At 36.7% G+C, this 19761-nt stretch carries 21 protein-coding genes; 6 read left to right on the forward strand and 15 right to left on the reverse strand.

The features are described from left to right. The 3 genes from OSH00_RS16180 (at position 1) to OSH00_RS16190 (ending at position 1641) form a co-directional block, all read left to right on the forward strand. Positions 1–411: a hypothetical protein gene (locus OSH00_RS16180; protein ID WP_004829333.1), complete on the forward strand. Its 411-nt coding sequence runs from the start codon at positions 1–3 to the stop codon at positions 409–411. Positions 412–474: 63 nt separating this feature from the next. Next, the gene (locus tag OSH00_RS16185) at positions 475–1176 is read left to right on the forward strand and encodes a Dph6-related ATP pyrophosphatase (protein ID WP_266131295.1); all 702 of its coding nucleotides are present in this window, start codon (positions 475–477) and stop codon (positions 1174–1176) included. A 3-nt stretch (positions 1177–1179) separates the two neighbouring features. Beyond that, complete coding sequence (locus OSH00_RS16190) at positions 1180–1641, forward strand: peroxiredoxin (protein ID WP_266131296.1); 462 nt, start codon at positions 1180–1182, stop codon at positions 1639–1641. 147 nt (positions 1642–1788) lie between these two features. Here the strand turns inward: OSH00_RS16190 and OSH00_RS16195 are convergent, their stop codons facing one another. Beyond that, a complete protein-coding gene (locus tag OSH00_RS16195) occupies positions 1789–2388 on the reverse strand; it encodes a LysE/ArgO family amino acid transporter (RefSeq protein ID WP_266131297.1) in 600 nt (199 codons plus the stop codon). Positions 2389–2566: 178 nt separating this feature from the next. Between OSH00_RS16195 and OSH00_RS16200 the strand changes: the two genes are divergently transcribed. After that, a complete protein-coding gene (locus OSH00_RS16200; protein WP_266131298.1) occupies positions 2567–3457 on the forward strand; it encodes a LysR family transcriptional regulator ArgP in 891 nt (296 codons plus the stop codon). 344 nt (positions 3458–3801) lie between these two features. Here OSH00_RS16200 and OSH00_RS16205 read toward each other — a convergent pair whose 3' ends face one another. Together OSH00_RS16205 and OSH00_RS16210 are read right to left on the reverse strand one after the other, a co-directional pair. After that, the gene (locus tag OSH00_RS16205) at positions 3802–4368 is read right to left on the reverse strand and encodes a YceI family protein (protein ID WP_266131299.1); all 567 of its coding nucleotides are present in this window, start codon (positions 4366–4368) and stop codon (positions 3802–3804) included. Between the two features lie 70 nt (positions 4369–4438). Then, positions 4439–5005 carry a nicotinate-nicotinamide nucleotide adenylyltransferase gene (locus tag OSH00_RS16210; protein ID WP_420909537.1) on the reverse strand — a complete coding sequence of 189 codons (567 nt, stop codon included), beginning with the start codon at positions 5003–5005 and terminating at the stop codon, positions 4439–4441. 101 nt (positions 5006–5106) lie between these two features. Between OSH00_RS16210 and OSH00_RS16215 the strand changes: the two genes are divergently transcribed. Next, on the forward strand, positions 5107–5907 hold the full coding sequence (locus OSH00_RS16215) for an enoyl-CoA hydratase (RefSeq protein ID WP_266131300.1): 801 nt from the start codon (positions 5107–5109) through the stop codon (positions 5905–5907). Positions 5908–6005: 98 nt separating this feature from the next. Then, on the forward strand, positions 6006–6767 hold the full coding sequence (locus OSH00_RS16220; protein ID WP_266131301.1) for a nitroreductase family protein: 762 nt from the start codon (positions 6006–6008) through the stop codon (positions 6765–6767). A 48-nt stretch (positions 6768–6815) separates the two neighbouring features. On the opposite strand, the gene OSH00_RS16225 is transcribed toward OSH00_RS16220, so the two are convergent. From OSH00_RS16225 to OSH00_RS16280, 12 genes are all read right to left on the reverse strand, one after another. Continuing rightward, positions 6816–7133, reverse strand: a complete 318-nt coding sequence (locus OSH00_RS16225; protein WP_266131302.1) for a YqfO family protein — start codon at positions 7131–7133, stop codon at positions 6816–6818. A gap of 51 nt (positions 7134–7184) precedes the next feature. Further along, positions 7185–8489, reverse strand: coding sequence for a KOW domain-containing RNA-binding protein (locus OSH00_RS16230; protein WP_266131303.1), 1305 nt, complete (start codon positions 8487–8489; stop codon positions 7185–7187). A gap of 79 nt (positions 8490–8568) precedes the next feature. After that, positions 8569–9054: a hypothetical protein gene (locus OSH00_RS16235; protein ID WP_266131304.1), complete on the reverse strand. Its 486-nt coding sequence runs from the start codon at positions 9052–9054 to the stop codon at positions 8569–8571. Between the two features lie 83 nt (positions 9055–9137). Continuing rightward, positions 9138–12155: a DNA gyrase subunit A gene (gene gyrA / locus OSH00_RS16240; RefSeq protein ID WP_266131305.1), complete on the reverse strand. Its 3018-nt coding sequence runs from the start codon at positions 12153–12155 to the stop codon at positions 9138–9140. Positions 12156–12558: 403 nt separating this feature from the next. Beyond that, complete coding sequence (locus OSH00_RS16245) at positions 12559–12915, reverse strand: hypothetical protein (RefSeq protein WP_266131306.1); 357 nt, start codon at positions 12913–12915, stop codon at positions 12559–12561. A 6-nt stretch (positions 12916–12921) separates the two neighbouring features. Then, the gene (locus OSH00_RS16250) at positions 12922–13779 is read right to left on the reverse strand and encodes a zinc ribbon domain-containing protein (protein ID WP_266131307.1); all 858 of its coding nucleotides are present in this window, start codon (positions 13777–13779) and stop codon (positions 12922–12924) included. A 396-nt stretch (positions 13780–14175) separates the two neighbouring features. Further along, a complete protein-coding gene (locus OSH00_RS16255) occupies positions 14176–15348 on the reverse strand; it encodes a GTP-binding protein (RefSeq protein ID WP_266131308.1) in 1173 nt (390 codons plus the stop codon). Further along, positions 15345–16238 (reverse strand): hypothetical protein, encoded by an 894-nt coding sequence (locus OSH00_RS16260; RefSeq protein WP_266131309.1) that lies wholly within the window; start codon positions 16236–16238, stop codon positions 15345–15347. The genes OSH00_RS16255 and OSH00_RS16260 overlap by 4 nt, the downstream gene beginning before the upstream one ends. 15 nt (positions 16239–16253) lie before the next feature. Continuing rightward, positions 16254–16805 carry a hypothetical protein gene (locus OSH00_RS16265; protein WP_266131310.1) on the reverse strand — a complete coding sequence of 184 codons (552 nt, stop codon included), beginning with the start codon at positions 16803–16805 and terminating at the stop codon, positions 16254–16256. 146 nt (positions 16806–16951) lie between these two features. Further along, complete coding sequence (locus OSH00_RS16270; RefSeq protein ID WP_196075007.1) at positions 16952–17884, reverse strand: FAD-binding protein; 933 nt, start codon at positions 17882–17884, stop codon at positions 16952–16954. A 17-nt stretch (positions 17885–17901) separates the two neighbouring features. Continuing rightward, positions 17902–18651: an electron transfer flavoprotein subunit beta/FixA family protein gene (locus OSH00_RS16275; RefSeq protein WP_266131311.1), complete on the reverse strand. Its 750-nt coding sequence runs from the start codon at positions 18649–18651 to the stop codon at positions 17902–17904. Positions 18652–19130: 479 nt separating this feature from the next. Then, positions 19131–19739 (reverse strand): LysE family translocator, encoded by a 609-nt coding sequence (locus OSH00_RS16280; RefSeq protein WP_266131312.1) that lies wholly within the window; start codon positions 19737–19739, stop codon positions 19131–19133. Positions 19740–19761: the final 22 nt, after the last annotated feature.

The following is a 19761-nucleotide window of genomic DNA, read 5'->3' on the forward strand; positions in this document are numbered from 1 at the left end:
ATGAAAAATTTAAAATCAAGTCTTATTCTTTCTGCTTTATTTTCAGCTTCGGCTTTAATGGGATCGACGGCTTTCGCTGCTGAGTCAAATGCAATTCAACAAGCCTATAAAAGTGCCAATGTTAAATCTGCACTGATTGGTGTATGTAAAACAGAAACTGCGAAAGGTGGAAAGCTTACTGCCGCTGAAGTGAGCAAATACTGTACATGTGCTGTTGAATCTGACGGTAAATTGACCAATGATCAAAAATGGCAAATTCAAAGTGCCATTAACCAAAAGAAAAGCCCAGCAACTTTAGCTTTCGTTCAAAAAAATAACCAAGACCTTCAAACTTGTTTTGGTCCTCAGTTAACAGGTAAATTAAAAACCTTAACTGAAGAAGCAATGAAAGCTGCACAAGCGAAGAAATAATTCTTGTTGTGTCCAAGAGCCTGCCTATGCAGGCTCTTTTTATATGTAAATGGTATAAATACGATGCATAATTCATGGAACAGAACTGTAATACAACAGCAAAAGTTTGTTGCATCCTATAGTGGTGGTAAAGATAGTAGTCTCGCCTTATATCACGCATTGCAAACTGGAGAAGCTATTGTTCTGATTGTCATGCTTGAAGAACAAGGACTTAAATCTCGTTCTCACGCAATGCCACTTGATATTATAGATGCACAGGCTGAGTTGATTGGTTTACCGATATTAAAAGCATCAGCAACTTGGAATGACTACGAACAACAGTTTTTAAGCCTGCTAAAGCAAGCCAAACGATTAGGTGCTGAAACGCTTGTAACTGGAGATATTGATCTGATTCAACATGCACAATGGAATCAATCCATGTGTGATCAAAGCCAATTAAATTTGGTCATGCCTTTATGGCAGAAACCACGGCTTGACATTGTTTGCGAATTTATTGAATTAGGTTTTGTCAGCATAATTGTCACGATCAACTTAAATCTAGGTATGCGAGTTGAAGATCTGGGTAAAACACTAACCGTTGAGTTTATAAAAGAATTGATTGCACGTGGAATTGATCCTTGTGGTGAAGCGGGTGAATTTCATACGACCCTTATTGATGGTCCTATTTTTAAAGCACCACTTTTGCTTGATAAAGGTGGTATTCTCTATCATGAAAATTATGCCTTTTTAACACTACAACTTAAACAAAATCATCTTGAAGGATAACCTATGACTGAACAAATCAAACTTCCAAATCAAAAGTTTCCAACAACAACTGGTGAAATTAACCTTTCTGAACTCAGTACAGATTGGTTGGTTCTATATTTTTATCCGAAGGACTCTACACCGGGTTGTACAACTCAAGCGGTTGGTTTTTCATGCATCAAAGATCAATTTGATGCATTGAACACAACGATTATTGGTGTTTCTCGTGATTCAGTCAAAGCACATCAAAACTTTACTGAAAAACAATCATTAACCATTAATCTGATCAGTGACAAAGATGAAACGTTATGCAAACACTTTGACGTGATCAAAGAAAAAAATATGTATGGTAAAATAGTGATGGGAATAGAACGCTCAACATTTATCTATCATCAAGGCAAGTTGGTCAAGGAATATCGCAAAGTAAAAGCTGCGGGACACGCTGAACAAGTTTTAGAAGATTTAAAAACCTTGCAAAAAACTTAATGATGGTTATCCCCCTACTCGCGCTAAAGTTGAAATATTTTTAGGCTTGTAGGGGGATTTAAAATATTCTCAAGCATGGATATTTTAAATACTCAACAATCATTAGTATTTTCAATCAAATATTTTTTAACAATTGAAACATATGGATCAAAGCACTAACGATAATGCAATTGCCCACATCACCAGTCCAATCATAAAATCTAAAATTTGCCATGATCGTTGATTTTGAAAAATTGGCAATAAAAAACGTGCGCCAAAACCCAAGCAAAAAAAGAACAACCATGATGCTGTCACAGCACCTCCCGCAAAATAAACTGCACTCGATTCAAACTTGGTCGAGATCGAACCAATCAACACCACAGTATCTAAATACACATGCGGGTTAAGCCAAGTTAAGGCAAGACAAATCATGATCATTTTAAACAGCTGAGACTCATTGTTTTCACTTGGAGTAAGACCGCTAGATGCTTTGAAAGCCTGAATGAAATGCTGTGCACCATAGACCAATAAAAATGTCGCACCAAAATACTTTGCCCAATCGACAAATTCAGGATGGGTTTGGATAATTTTTGCAAAACCCAGCACGCCCAATAAAATTAAAATTGAATCAGATGCAGCGCAAACCACGCAAATCCAAAATACATACTGTTTTTTTAAACCTTGTTTAAGTACAAATGCATTTTGTGCGCCAATTGCAATAATCAAACTCAACCCAACTGCCAACCCCTGCATATAACTTTGCAACATCTCGAACTACACTTTTAACGTATTTAATGAATGGTGCTATTATCCAAACTTCAGCATTAAAATGAGTATTTCTAAATAAATTTCAATTTAACTAAATTTTTCTTATTTTAACTTTATCGGTATAATTTAAATCCGATTCAGCAAAGCAAGACGACAGCTACGTATTTACAGGATTATCATGCTACAAAGTAAACACAGTGAAGCTTTTCTGGCTGTTGCAGAGACAGGTAGTTTTGAACAAGCTGCAATACGTCTTAATATTACAGCTTCAGCTGTCACACTTCGTGTACAAACCTTGGAAAAGCAACTTGGACAAATGCTGATTATTCGAGAAAGACCCTGTAAGGTTACACAAGCAGGACAAGATGTTTTACTCTTTCTGCAACATCACCGCCTGATGGAACAGAATCTAATCCAGCGTTTACAAGGGCAATCTGCACAATCACAATTTTTTAAATTAAATATTGCCTCGAATGCCGATTCACTCACCACTTGGCTTCTTCCCCTCATTCAACACACCTTAATCAAAGAAAAAATTGTGATTGATTTTAAAATTGATGACCAAACCCAAACACATCATTTACTTGAAGCGGGATTGGTCAATGCCTGTATCTCTACAGAAGCGCAAGCGATGAAAGGTTGTGAAGCTATTCATTTAGGCAAAATGAATTACCAAATGGTAGCCACACCCTCTTTTGTACAAAAGTATCTTAGTCAAGGTTTACATCGAGAAGTGCTCAGACATACGCCAGCTGTTATTTTTAATGATAAAGATCATGTCCATGGTGAGGTGTTACAACAGCTTTTTGGCTTAATGCCCAACAGTTATCCTTGCCATTTTATTCCCTCAACCAATTCATTTGTTGATGCCATTTTGCTAGATCTCGGTTATGGTATGGTACCTGAAATGCAGATACACAAAGAATTATCAGCGGGGAAATTGGTAGAAATTTTGCCTAAAGCCAGAACAGATTTACATCTCTATTGGCATCATTGGAAACAGCAATCCGCACAATTGGATCAGTTAACGTCTACATTGATTTCCCATACACAATCTATTTTGGTTTAATATTTATTTTAATTTGGAAATCATCAAGATAGATTACGATAAAAATAATAATAACTTTTATCCTTAATTCTATCCTCTCTAACATTAAATTCTTTACTTTTTTGAATATTGATCCTAAATATTATTGTGGACAGAAAATTCATCTCAATATTTAAAATATTTGTGAATCAAAATCTTATACTGCGTCGTTTAGCAAATGCTGATCTAGTTATTGTTGCGACAAAAACACTTAAATACAAAAGACATCACCTCAAATATTTCAGGCTTTTAGCATGATCAATATATATTTGATATTTATTATCCCGTACAGATACTCAATGAGTTCAGCGTCCAGCTTTACATTTTTATTTTGCCTTCCATTGTCCTGAAACCTGAATATTGACTTTCTCTCCTATCCCACCAAGCGCCTTTTTCATACCAAAATCACTTCGCTTGATGACTGTTGAAGCGTTAAAGTCCAATAATCTTGAATCATTGGAATGAGACTTAATCGTCGCATTAAATGTCACCGGTTTGGTTACATTCCGCAGTGTTAACTGACCTAAAATTAAATACTGATGATTGGCTAAGGGTTTAAAAGAAGTACTTTTGAAACTCGCGGTGGGATATTTTTCTGCATAGAATAAATCTTGCCCCATCATCATATTTTTTAAAGAAGATTTACTAATGCTTAGGCTATTAACATCCATCACAAATTGGGTCGATGCAACTTGTGGGCGGTCAACATCAAAATCCAATTGCGACTGAAACTTTTGAAATTGTCCTTTAACAATATTGACACCCAATGAGTCAATATGAAAACCGACCTGACTATTTGCACCCAAAGACCAAGTTGTTGCAGATGTGGATAGTGCAAATATCGAACAACTACACAAAGCAATACTCTTTATTGCTGCTGATTTAAAATTCATATACCTTTCCAAATCCTATTTTGCGATTTTTATCCTGCTTTATAGTCTATTGCACCCGCAGCAAAATAGATTAAAGATTTGATTTGTCTTCGGTTTGGTATTTGTATTTTAATTGTTGGTAAATTTCGGTTTTTTGAAATTTTTCTAAAAACTCTGCCGTACCTAGTGGAAATTCAGCTTGATAAATTTCACCACGGTAATACGCCTCACGTAGCGGCGTTGCGGAAATAGAACCCACCAAGCTGTCCAACTCGACCATTTCCCATTCTGGAAAGAGCTTTAAATAGTAAGAAGAATCATCTTTAAAATGCCCGATCAGACCAATTTTATCATGGTCTAAGACCACGCCATTGACCAATGTCTTAACCAACTCAACCCACTTGGTATCATTATAAACATCAATCACATGAACAAATTTAATTCGCTTTTGATCTACAGCCGAGAAATTTGACAAAATCATCTGTTCCCTCTCTGAAGCCAGAAAAGGATTTTTGGTGTTCCGCTCATTTTGTGCCGATCCCAACGCCAAAATCACGAAGTGACTTTGTTGTAATGCAATTTTAATAGTTTGCATGTGCGCTAAATGAAAAGGCTGGAAACGTCCAATATAAACCAGATAATCAAATTTATAAGTCATAAAGCAAATTTTTTATGAACTCATCAGTTGCAACATAAATTCAAATATGCGACATAATGAGGGCATAAAATCCAATTAAATTTTAAAGCAAGGATAGTACGATGACACTCAGTTGTATTCAACAACCGCATCAACATTTAAACGCAAATTTAGAAAATGGTGTACTGACTTTAGCTATTAATCGACCAGAAGCTAAAAATGCCCTGTATGGAGAACTCTATCTTTGGATTGCCAAAGCACTCGATGATGCAGATCAAGACAGCGATGTACGTGTGGTCATTTTACGTGGTGCCGATGCTGACTTTAGTGCTGGGAATGACATGAAAGACTTTATGGCTTTCATTCAACAACCCCTAGAAGGTAAAGAAGGAGATGGTCCCCCTTTTATTTTACTTAAATCCGCTGCACGCTTATCCAAACCCTTAATTTGTGCAGTACGCGGTGTTGCAATCGGGATTGGCGTAACGATTCTTTTACATGCAGATTTGGTCTATGCAGACAATACTGCTTTGTTCCAGATTCCGTTTGTTAGCTTAGGGCTATCACCTGAAGGTGCTTCCAGCAAACTTTTAATTCAGCAAGCAGGCTACCACAAGGCAGCTGAACTCTTGTTAACTGCACAAAAATTTAACAGTGAAAAAGCTTTAAATGCTGGGCTAATCAACAGTATTGAAGACGATGTTTATGGTCATGCATTGCATCAAGCTCAAACGCTTGCCGCACTTCCATTAGCTTCAATCAAACAAACCAAAGCATTAATGAAACACAATCTTGAAGAAATTATTCAATGTGTAGATGATGAGGCTGTCATCTTTATGCAACGTGTAAAATCACCAGAAATGGCGGAAGCTGTTGCCGCATTTATGCAAAAGCGGAAGCCAAACTTTTCACAGTTTAACTAATTAATTTCGTTCAAAAACCACTGCATTACAAATATTCAGTGGTTTTTTTTATTTCTGATTCACTAAAATTGTGCCATTCAACGTGAAGTAAAAATATTATGTCTCAAGATTCATCAACCTCAAAAAAACGTTATTACGAACCTGCTCCACAAGATATCGATATTGAAAATTTTCGTAAAGTCATCGAAAGCCGTCGTTCGGTTCGTAAATTCACTGAAAAGCAGATCCCCGCGGAAGTTTTAGATGCATGTTTAGATTTGGCACTTCTTGCACCAAATTCATCTAACTTACAGCCTTGGACTTTCTATGTGGTTCAATCTGAATCAAAAAAGAAACAGCTGGTTAAAGCATGCCTGAATCAATTGTCAGCTAAAACTGCGGCTGAATTAATCGTCTGTGTAGCTCGAATAGACCGTATTGATGAAATGGCGAAAAAAAATCTAAGCGATTTCCCGTTCCCAGAAGCGCCAAGAGCAGTAAAGCAATATTATAAGTTTATCGCCTATAACTATAAAACAGGATATCTCAACGCACTCGGTAACTTTAAAAAAGTGGCTTTTAAAGTTGCACGAACTTTAGATAAACAGCTTCCTGTCACAGCATTCAACCCTGCGGATGCACAACTTTGGGCGAGTAAAACTACAGCTTTGGCATGTGAAAATCTGGTACTTGCTTTACGCGCTTATGGTTTTGATAGTTGTATGATGGAAGGCTTTGATGAGCCTTTAGTCCGTAAAATTCTCAACTTAGGTCATAAAGAATTTCCAATCATGGTCATCAGTGCGGGCGAACGCGCTGAAGATGGTGTTTTTTTCCCGCAATACCGTTTCGATCGTGATTTATTCATTCAAAAAGTTTGATTTTAAATGTCTAATTATCCGCTTTTTCAAAGAGCGGATGCATTTTACTTATATTTCAATATCAATCATTTGGATAAATTCAAAAGCAGGTTCTTCATAAGGATGGCTGGCTTTCAAAACTTTTGCAACAGATCTTGCTTTTAGTTCTGGAACGATGGTTTCTACACGCCATTCAGGCAGTTGCTCTAAATGATCTAACTCACCTATAAATGGCGTTGCGCCCTTTACTGGTTTAAATTGCCCTATACCTAAAACTTGCCATGCGCAATGCTCATAGTCTCCGATCTCTCCTGCACCCGCATCAAAAATTGCTTGCTTGGTGATCTCCAAATGCGATTCTGGAACATAATAAATAAGTTTAAGCATAGGCACACTCCATATCAAAACTGATTTGTTTGTCTTTAATAGATCATGAGACTATGGTTTAAGTGTAAGGTCATATCCAGTTCTACTCTTGGTTTCAAACGCTTCATCTCGATCAATTTTGTATAAAATTAAGTTTGATAAATAAATATTTTTAGGAGGCTTGATCAATGCTGTGATCTGATTATAAATATAAAACTCCATTTTAGCCTCAGTATCAAATTTGCGTTTATAAAAGACTAAAGCCACTTGATATAGGATGATCAACAGCATGATTGCAAAATATAAATAGCTAAAAAATACAAAGTCAACAATCAAAGCAAAAAACAACCAGATAAAAAATAAGACTGCAGCCATCACAATGATCATGATGACACATTCAGCCCATCCATGATGTTGACTGAGGATTGTAGGTTGATCTTCATCTAAGTATAAATACCGCTTTTGGTCATATAAATACCAAATATAATAGCCTTTTTCATCTGGAAATTCTGTTAAAACCACATCAACATTTTGCCCATTCTTGACATAAAACTCATCAAAATAACCATAAATCGGCAAGCCATTTAATGTTGCCCTAATCTCAAACAATGGATCAGTATCTTTTGCTGACAGAGGAATTTTTTGGGATTGAATATTTCCAATCGTGCCTTTTTGAGCTTGTAATTTAAACTTGAGCACTTGAAATTCTGTCAAATTTTCACTGTTTCGCTCATTGCACATTCTTTCAAGCAATGCTTGGGATTGAATTAAATTATGCTTTTTAGAAATATTCAGTACAAATTCCATAAAATAAAGATCTGGAATAACTTCAAAATACGAGTTTGTCATCCTGAAATATTGGAGTTGTTGTTGTTCTAAATGAGGTAGTTGCAGCAATTTAAATACTTGAACTGCATATTGATATGGAGGATTACTTAGACGATGAACAATATAAAAGCAAGTCAGCAGTATAGATAAGCAACACATACCGAAAACGTATTGGAAAATATCAAAATAATAGACTGTACTGTCCATCACCAATTGATAAATCCCCAATTCCAAAACTAAAATTAAGATGATCCAAAACGTAGAAAACCATATTTTATACACCTGATTTGATAATTTTTTAGAATTAACCTGATAGATTGCATGATTCAAATACAGCAACCCATTATCTAATTTAAGCACTGCATCTATTTCATCATATTTTCCATGAAAGATAATTCTGACATGATCACCTACCTTAAAATAGAAATAACTTTTTAATGGGAATGTATAATTAATTTGATCTATTACCAAGCGTAATTGTTGAGTATTTTTATCATATAATGTTGCCTCTACCGTTCCTTCAACACAACGCATTGTTAAGTTTTCCAAACCTGTGACCTTTATTGTTAAATTTCTATAAATTTAATTGAAAATATAATTAAAATAACCATTTGAATTTTATTCTGAATCAATAAACAGTCTTATGTATATTGATACCAGCAATATTCTGTTGGGTCTGATCTGCTCTAAAAGTAACCGTATAGCGATTTTGAGATTTACCATAATCATAGAGATAAGTGGCTATAACAAAATGACCCTCTCCCAAATAATACTGATTGCCAAATGAAATCCGCTCTTTTTTCAATAAAGGATCATAATAGGGAATATAACTGGATAGCTCTAAAAGAATTGTCTCATCGTTCTGTATCTCCTGATAAGCTTTAGGTTCGAGTAATTTTTCTATTGTTGCAAAATCTTTGTCCCGAATCGCAATATAAAGCGCCTCAGCATTCAGTTCTTCTTGCTCGGTTAAATCGCGTGTTTTTTCTTGCATTTGCTGTTCAAGCTTCTCTAGAAATTCCTGCTTTTTTTCATCGCCAAGTTTTTTAATTTGATCACATGCACCCAACAGCACAACAATGCTCATCAAAAGAAGTTTATATAGATTTTTCATTATTCAATGGACTCAACAATAACTTTTCTTAATTTTTATCTGATAAAAAGGACGCCTAAGCGCCCTTTTATTTACACAAAAAATTATTCTTCAGAAGAGCCTTCATCAGATGCAGTTTCACCCTCATCCATGATGGTTTCATCATCGACTAATTTTTCAGAGTCAATTAAATCCACCGACTCTAAAACGGTGTCACCCTCGATCGCGTCCAATTGCCCAACAATTTCGTCATCGGCTTCGACAGCTTCAACAGCAACCACACCGACCAAGACTTCTTCATTACCTAAACGAATCAAACGTACGCCTTGTGCATTACGCCCTGTTCTTGCGACTTCTGAGGCACGTGTACGAACCAAAGTACCACCATCGGAAATCAGCATTAATTCTTTAGATTCATCAATTGCAACCGCTCCAACCAATTCACCATTACGCTCAGATGTCTTGATGGCAATAACCCCCTTACCACCACGTTTCTTGGTTGGGAAATCATCTACTGGTGTACGTTTACCATAACCATTTTCAGATGCGCAGAGTACTTCACCAGTTTCAGGAACAACAACTAGCGAAACAATACGACTGACAATATTAGAGTCTGAAGAATCTTCATCATCTGAATCCACATCAGTTTCGGTATCATCTTCAACCTGAGCTGCCGCCAGGGTAACGCGCATACCACGAACACCTTTCGCAGTACGTCCCATTACACGTGCATCAGTTTCCGAGAAACGAATTGCCTTACCTTCATTTGAGAACAACATAATTTGCTGTTCACCATCGGTAATTGCGACACCAATAAGTGTATCTTCTTCTTTCAACTCAATCGCACGCAAGCCATTTGAACGGACATTACTAAACTGTTCTAGTTCTACACGTTTTACTGTACCTGATGCTGTTGCCATAAATACATAGAAGTTTTTACGCACACTTTCCACACGTTCAGCGAACTCAGCAATCAACTCATCATCCAGATCCGAAGCAGATAACTCCAAGCCAATTTCTTTCAGTTGCTTACGTAATGCATCTGATAAATCATCTGGATTTTCACCCAATTCAGCAAATGCAGATTTTAGAGCTTCATAGTGCGAATCGATAATGGTATTTTCACGAAGCTTCGCTACATTTGTACGCACGAAGTTTCTAAATTCAGTTAAGCGTTCTGTAAATTTCTTCGGTGCATCAATCACTGGAAGAATAGCTGTAATCGTTTCATCAGCATCCAATGGCAATAAGTTCACCATTGGGCGACCTTTTGCACCACGAGACGCTTGCGGTACTTCAAATACTTTTAAGCGATATACTTTACCAACATTGGTAAAGCACAGCACTGTTGCATGGTTTGAAGTTACAATTAAGTGCTGAATATAATCGTCTTCTTTCATCGTCGTAGCAGACTTACCACGTCCACCACGGCGTTGCGCCGCATAGTCAGACAAAGGTTGAGTTTTTGCATAGCCAGACTTAGAAACAGTCAATACCACTTGTTCTTCAGGAATCAAATCTTCGCGTGAGAAATCGATACGGGATTCAACAATCTCAGTACGACGACCATCACCATATTGTTGAAGAATCAAAGCCAACTCTTCTTTGATCACACCCATCAATAAATTGAAGTCATTTAAAATTGCGGTAAGTTCAGCAATTTGAGCCAAAATCTCAGAATATTCTGCTTGCAATTTGTCTTGTTCAAGACCTGTTAAACGATGCAAGCGCAATTCTAGAATTGCACCAACCTGAGCTGGAGACAAACGGTAAACCAAACCCTCTAAACCAAATGGACGACTTGGATCTTCACCTTCAATCTCATCGGGGCGAACCGAAATTGCTCCCGCTTTTTCCAGCAACGCAACAACATTGCCACCTGCCCATTCACCGGCAAGTAAACGTTCACGTGCTTCTGTAGGATTTGCAGAAGTTTTAATGGTTTCAATAATTTCATCAATATTGGCTAAAGCAACTGTCAAACCTTCCAAGATATGACCACGTTCACGTGCTTTGCGTAATTCAAACATGGTGCGGCGGGTCACTACTTCTTGACGGTGACGAATAAACGCCGCAACAATATCCTTTAAGTTCATCAACTTAGGCTGACCATTATCGAGGCAGACCATGTTGATGCTGAATGAGTTTTCTAATTGCGTATTAAGGAATAAATTATTGACGATGACTTCAGCATTTTCTCCACGCTTTAAATCAATCGCGATACGCATCCCTTCTTTATCCGATTCATCACGGAGTTCTGAAATTCCTTCAAGTTTTTTCTCTTTAACCAATTCAGCAATACGCTCAATGGTTTTTGCTTTATTGACCTGATAAGGAATTTCAGTAAATACGATTGTGGTGCGACCTGTTTTCTGATCTTCTTCAAAATGATATTTACCACGAATATGTAAACGCCCCTTACCTGTACGGTAAGCGTCTACAATTCCTGATTTACCATAAATAATCCCTCCCGTAGGAAAGTCTGGACCAGTCACATGTTCCATTAAGCCTTCAACAGAGATATTGGGATTGTTCGCATATGCCAAACAAGCATTGATAACTTCTGTTATGTTGTGTGGCGCCATATTGGTTGCCATACCCACAGCAATCCCTGTTACACCATTGATCAATAAGTTGGGAATACGGGTAGGCATAACTTGAGGGATACGCTCAGATCCATCATAGTTATCTTCCCATTCAACTGTATCTTTCTCTAGGTCAGCCAGCATTTCATGGGTTAATTTGCGCATACGTACTTCGGTATAACGCATTGCTGCTGCACTGTCACCGTCGACAGAACCGAAGTTCCCCTGACCATCAACCAATTGATAACGTAAGCTAAAGTCTTGCGCCATACGAACAATGGTTTCATATACAGCGGAGTCACCATGTGGGTGATATTTACCGATTACATCACCAACAACACGTGCCGATTTTTTATAAGCTTTGTTATAATCATTGCCTAACTCGTGCATAGCGAACAGCACACGACGATGAACGGGCTTTAAGCCGTCTCTCACGTCTGGTAATGCACGAGATACAATAACACTCATGGCATAATCGAGATATGAGCTTTTTAGTTCATCCTCAATGGCAATCGGTCTAGTTTCCGATACGCTCATGCATACTCCTTATTACGAACAGCACTCATTGCTACTGTTCATTTATATCATCTAGCTAGTCAAAATTTAGCTCAAAAAAAGTTGAGCCAAAAGGTAAAATTCAGTCGTACAGTATAGCATAAATTCTATTGCTTTTGTGCCAATCCATCCCTACTATAATCATGATTTTTTGTAGTATTTTTAAGCAAATTTCAGTTTTTTTTGAGATTTGAAAAGCCAATAAAATCGGCAGTAGAACAACAAAACACTTACCATCAGATACTTCGATATTTAAATCACTGATCTCAGTTATATTTGCTGTATGAAGATCAAATCACTTGTAGCGGAACCCGTCTAAAACCTATCTCTCATTCAACTAATTTTCAAGTGAATTGATGTGACAGGTGACCTGATCCATCATCATTTAATCTGTCGTTCTAAATAATTTATAAAATACAAACACAAACTGTGTAATGACCATTAAACTCATAAAAAATACAAAATGAAAAATCACATGATGTAAATAAGTCGGCTCATTTAAAACATATTGATCCATCCACATTTGAACATCGGTATCTTCTGCACGATAGATAAATGCCAGATGATAGAGAACAAATCCAATCAAGAGCAATAAAAAACCATATGCCAGCAAGCCCTGCATCCACATAGAATGTTGCATTTTAAAAAATAACGGTAAACCGATCACTAAAGCAAAAAGGCAGACAATAAAAATGTAAATTCTGCCAAACATTGGATGTTCAGTATTTTTGATTGTGCTCATAATAAACTACGATTTAAATGGATCATGATCTAAGTATTGGCAGTCTTTGAGCAAATCATCATCAATTCCAATACTATAACACTTCCACCCTACAATCTTTTTTTGTCGAATTTCGGGTACAGCATAGATCTTTTTTTCTGGTTCCAGTCGAAATAAACCAATGATTGATCCATTTTGACCAACTGCAAAATATTGATAAGTATAATCACTAAAGCCTGTTTCAGTATAGGGTTCTAATTGTTTCAACTGCGTAGGGAGTTTTCCAGTTTTCCGATAATACTTCTCTATATCTTTCTGAAACTCCTGTACGGCACTGTAGCGAGAAAATAACTGATTTTTTATGCTATCTATTTCATTATCAACATTTACGCCTTCAGCAGCTGCCGTTGCAACATCCGTCGCCTCAGCAGCTTCATCTGCATCAGAATGATCGACATTTGCAATACCAATCACTGACATCACGGCGGGAATCACTACACTTGCCACTACACCTAAAACAGCTGGACCAAACATAAAGACTGCTAAAAGTATCCATACAATTTTTAAATTTTTCTTTTTCTTCGGATTCTGTGTACCCTCCCAAGTATCTTTGGCTTTGTCTTGCCATGAGTCCAAGAAAATCCTAGCCTTCTCTTCGGCAGAAACATTTTTGTCCATAAGGGTTTCTGTCAATGATTTCGACTGAGACTGAGGGATTGGTTTTAATTGATTCGGCGTTTTTTTATTTTCCCGGCGTACAGATGCTTCCACATGTGCACTATCAGTAAAGATATTACTCTGCTTGGCATGTTTTAACCGTGTACCGCAAATCCCACATTTCACGGCTTCGTTGATATTTTCAGCATTGCATTTAGGACATTTCATGTTTTTTCTATTTAAAGTTAAATTATTTAATCTGCGATAAAGCTTTAAGTTCAGATTTTTTGATATGCTTAACTTCCTAAGCCCCTAAATAATTGTTGTCTTCTGTGTCGTAAATTGACACAGATATTTTCACTCTATCGCCAATATCAGCTTTAAGTTTAGCCATATATCGAGTTTGATACTATAGCGTTTAAAATCGGACTTCAATATTTTATATAAAGGATCATTAGAAAGATTTAAATCAAACCATTTTATTACAAAAACTAAGTATTTCCATTAACAGTTTTTCATCGAAGTCACTTATTTTTATTTATAAATGCTATCTCAGGGAAAGTTTGTAAATTCAAAAATTACAGGATGAATGATCTACGATTTGATAAAATTCAGATAGTAGTCTTAAGTCCATTGAGGAAAAGGATCTGTTAATAAATGCACTTTCCCTATCTCTGTGCTTTGCAAAAGACATTGATCTAAGGTTTTATCAATTAACTCAGTATCCAGATATCGTCCAATAAAAACTATTTCTTGACGACAATCTCCAACTTGATTATCCCAGCGAGATAAGATAGCTTCCTTGTGTTTAGAATGTTGTGGCCAACTTTGTTGTGGCACATATTTCCACCATAAACCGCCATAACGAGTAGAAAGCACCCTACCACTCAAATGCCATATTCCAATTTCTCTAGGTCTAGTTGCAAGCCAAAAAAAACCTTTTGCTCTGATCAATTCCCCAAACTTTAATCCAGAGTTAAATAACTGCCACAATCGCTCAGGATGCAAAGGTATTCGCGCTCTCCAAACATGACTACTAATTCCATATTTTTCAATTTCAGACTCATCACTCTCATTTAGTATAGCCTTTAACCAACGTGGTGAATCCATTAATAATTTTTTATCGTACAATTTTGTATCAAGAACTTTACCAATTTCAATTTCACCATTAACAATATGATCAACCTTGGCAACTGTGTTTAAGGAGCGGATAACTGAAACGATTTCTTCTAATTGCTGCTGTGAGATTAGATCAACCTTAGTAATAAGAATGTGACTTGCAAACTCAATTTGCTCTACAAGAATTTCCGATAAACAACGGTCATCAAACTCATCTCCGGCATCAATTTCAATACTTGAGTAAAAATCTGTTAAAAAATTAACACCATCAACTACCGTAATTAGATTGTCTAAATATCCACTATCTGAAAGTGAAAAACCAGTGTCCGTATCACTTTCAAAATTAACAGCAATATGACTTGGTTCAGATATCCCAGTCGATTCAATTATTAAATAATCATATTTCCCACTGTCAGCAAGTACTTTAATTGACCGAAATAAATCTTCTCGTAACGTACAACAGATACAACCATTTGAAAACTCTATCATGTTCTCAATTTTCTGTATTGGTAAAAGCAAATTTAGTAATTCAACATCAATATTAATTTGACTCATATCATTGACGATTACAGCAACTTTCTTTGCTTGATTATTTAACAATAATTCTGTTAATAAAGTAGTTTTTCCCGCACCCAAATAACCGGAAATTAAAGTAATTGGAAGTAATTTTGTTGTCATCTTAGTTCTTGCTCCATCTCACGTAACGGAGCTGTGATTTGATCATATAATTTATCTACCTCTTTAGGTATCTGATTATCAAATGCTGGTAACGCTTTTTGTTGTCTTGCTAATTCCAATTGTTGATATAACTGTTGCCCCTCAATATATCCCTGATGAATAATTTGGTTATATTCTGGCATTTTTTTTAATGCGGGATTATCTAAAACAATTTGCTTATATCTTGAAAAGCCGACCTGACCTCTCTGCTCTAATACATACAAGTATTTCATCGCATTCTTGTATGCGCTTTGATCAGCTAGCCATAATTTCCTTCCATTCATCTCAGCAGCTTTATATCCATTCGCCATATAAGTATCAATTAAAGCTTGTAAGCTGTTTACTTCACCATAGGTTGTTAAATCTAAAACCAATGCTGTAACTTCTGTCGTAACATCGGGGTTTTGACGATCAAATGTCAAAAAATTTTCTTGCAAAAGCTTTTCTACTAATACTTTTTCAGCTTGATACGAACGGTCATTTTTTACAATCTCCCTCAACTTATCAATACTCAGATCTCGATATTTCACAATTAGCTCATCTTCTTGAAAAACAAGTTGTCCCGATGAATCAATAAGATATCTCCCCCCCCATTTTCTATCATTTGCCCATTGATTAATTACCTCTAATTCTTTATCTGAAAAAAGATTTGTGTTGGTTTCCTGAGTATTTTGTGGCGCATGATTATTAACGCTGACTTCTTGATATTTGCTTAATAGCATTTCACTTTTTACATTAGAAGTAGCTTTGAACGATTCTGAGGGGCCATTACCTTTTACGCTTAAAACAAAAATCCCCCCAAAAAATATACTCAGGGAAAATATTAAGGCTTTTTTTGGAATTTTCTTCATCTTCAACTCCATCTCTTAGAGGTAAACAATATGGCGTACAACTTTCTTCCTAGCAGCTTTCTCTTGTTCATGCAAAATAAACCCTCTATTAAACATAAATTTAACTTCATACCACTGTGCAATCCCTTGATCAGCACACTCTTGGCAACACGGTTCCCAACGAGTATTTTCTCTTGGGTCACAATTCCAATCAGGATTTAATGGTGGAGGGTTTTTCATGAATTGTGTTTGTATGGCTCTTCCAATAGATTTCTGCCCATCAAAATGCATAGGTAAATTCATCTGATATGGCATACCACGTAATATAAAGGTTGGCTGAAAAACAATCTGATCTTTGTTTACACTACCGCCAAAACTTTTCTGCGTGATCTCTGCTGCCTTTTCAAAAGCCATATCGCTTAATGTATTTTTAGAAACAACGGTACCTACAAGATCAGCAGCAGTAATAGGGACCCTGACAGGCAAAACATTAGTAAAATTCCCTCCAGATGAAGCGCAAGGCTTAGCCCAAAGAACAGTTGAAGTTAAACTAAAAACAAACAGTCCAATATATGTAAATGTAGTCATTTGGTTTTCCCCAATTATTTAGTTATATGTAAAATTATGTTTAGTTTTTTAATATAATACACACCACAAATAATAACAATTATTATTCTCATTATTTAAAAATAAAAAACGCTCCAATTGGAGCGTTTTTAAAATTAATTCTAAAATTAAAGCTTAGACACTAATTCTGGAACTACAGTATTTAAATCACCCACTAACCAGTAATCAGCAACTGCATTGATCGGTGCTTCTTCATCTTTGTTAATCGCAACGATCACTTTAGAATCCTTCATACCTGCCAAGTGCTGAATTGCACCTGAGATACCCACTGCAACATAAAGGTCTGGTGCAACAATCTTACCTGTTTGACCCACCTGCATGTCGTTTGGAACGAAACCAGCATCAACGGCTGCACGTGAAGCACCTTGAGCAGCACCAAGCTTGTCAGCAAGTGGATCAAGTACTTTATGATAGTTCTCACCAGAACCAACACCACGCCCACCAGAAACGACGATACGTGCTGCAGTTAATTCCGGACGTTCTGATTTCACAATTTCTTCAGAAACAAACTTAGAAATACCCGCATCACCTGTAGAAGCGACTGTTTCAACAGCAGCAGAACCACCTTCAGCAGCAACTGGATCAAATGCAGTACCACGTACAGTCGCCACAACAATTGCTTCATCAGATTGAACTGTTGCAATTGCATTACCTGCATAGATTGGACGTTTGAACGTTTTTGGACCTTCAACAGCAATGATGTCTGTAATCATGCTGACGTCTAAAAGTGCAGCAGCACGTGGCAGAATATTTTTCCCTGTTGTTGTAGAAGCAGCAAGGATGTGTGTATAACCTTTACCCAATTCAGCAACAAGTTTCGCAACATTCTCAGCCAATTGATTTGCATAAGCTGCATCATCAGCAAGTAAAACTTTGCTTACGCCAGCAACTTTTGCAGCAGCATCTGCAACGGCTTGAGCACCAGAACCTGCAACCAATACAGTGACATCACCACCGATTTTTTGAGCCGCAGCAACAACGTTTAAAGTTGCACCGTTAAGTGTCTTATTGTCGTGCTCAGCGATAACTAAAATACTCATGATTTTATCCTTCTGTATTAGATCACTTTCGCTTCATTTTTAAGTTTTTCAACAAGCTCATCTACTGACTTCACTTGCACACCAGCTTTACGCTCTGCAGGCGGTTCAACTTTAACTGTTTTAAGTTTAGAAGCTGCTGTAACGCCATAATCTGCAGGAGATTTTGTATCAAGCGGTTTTTTACGGGCTTTCATGATGTTTGGAAGTGCAGCGTAACGAGGCTCATTCAAACGTAAGTCAGTGGTCACGATCGCAGGTGTATTTAACTCTACAGTTTGTAAACCACCATCTACTTCACGCGTCACTTGAACTTTGTCACCATTTACGGTCACTACAGAAGCGAATGTCCCTTGACCTGCACCAAGAAGTGCCCCAAGCATTTGACCCACTTGGTTTGAGTCATCATCAATCGCCTGTTTACCTAAAAGGATCAGTTGTGGCTGTTCTTGTTCAACGACACCTTTCAGAATTTTAGCAACTTCTAAAGCACCAATTTCATCCGTAGTTTCAACTAAGATACCGCGGTCTGCACCCAAAGCCATTGCAGAACGGATTTGTTCTTGCGCTTCTTTAGGACCCACAGAAACAACAACGATTTCTGAAACTGTTCCTTTTTCTTTTAAGCGAACCGCTTCTTCCACTGCGATTTCACAAAATGGGTTAATTGACATTTTAACGTTAGTAAGGTCTACCCCACTATTGTCCGGTTTAACGCGAACTTTAACGTTGGCATCAACCACACGTTTTACAGCAACAAGAGCCTTCATGTAATCCTCGGCTGTTTTAGCAAAAGTAAATGTTAAGAAGCGTTATAATAACGCTTCATTTAAAATTATTTAGGTGTCCTATCTTGCAATGTGATTGGCATTTCGGTCAAGTCACAATTCGCAAAACAGCGCTAAAAAGTCTTAAAAAAGCCTGAACGTACAGTTCACATTTTTTCTAAATGGTTTGATTAAGACGTATAAGAATACTATTTCGACAATATTTATATATTGATAAATAACATTATTTGTATAAATTCTGTATAAATAACCAAAATGATTAAGATAAATTATCAATCAATCAACGGGATGCCGACATAAATAAATCTACAAATGTTAGCTTTGTCATTTCAGACAGATTCAGCAATTTTACTCACTATGTTTATTCATTAAATTTGTGATTATTTTGACATTAAACTTGTAACAAAATACAAAAAAGATAAAACGGGCATCCTTTTGAATCCCGTCTTATCTTTGTGGCTTTATGAATTGACGATTAACCAAGCCGCAGCAAGGGTCAATAATGTTCCAGAACCCCCATCAATCCATTTTTGATTACGTTGATTGATCTCTTGTTTTTGCGTCATTTTTGCAACAACAAAACTCAAACTGCAATACACCACAAAAATCAAAGCGATGAAAATAAAGGACAATACTAAACCCTGAGTAACCGTATTTCCTGACTTATCAATAAACTGAGGCAAAATTGCAAAATAAATCAACATTCCTTTGGGATTCAGCAAGGCGGTAAAAAAACCTTTATGAATGGGATTCGATACCACTTTTTGCTCAATCTGTATTTGTTTCGTGTTAAATACAGACTTCATTAAATGAAAAGCCAGATATAACAAGTAAGCGATTCCCAAGTAACGAATAGTTTCAAACAGAATCGGAAATGACACAATGATTGCTGCAATACCGAGTGCGACCAATATTGAATGAACCAGATATCCTGAACAAACGCCAAGTGTCGCCATCATGCCTGATTTTGCATCTTTACCTATCACTTGTGACAGGATAAATAACATATCGGGTCCTGGTGTGAAAATTAACGGAAGTACCGTCAAGGCAAAAAGTACAAATACAGACATCTCAATTTTCCTTTGTGTCTGG

It is taken from the genome of Acinetobacter nematophilus (assembly GCF_026344175.1).
Lineage (GTDB): Bacteria > Pseudomonadota > Gammaproteobacteria > Pseudomonadales > Moraxellaceae > Acinetobacter > Acinetobacter nematophilus.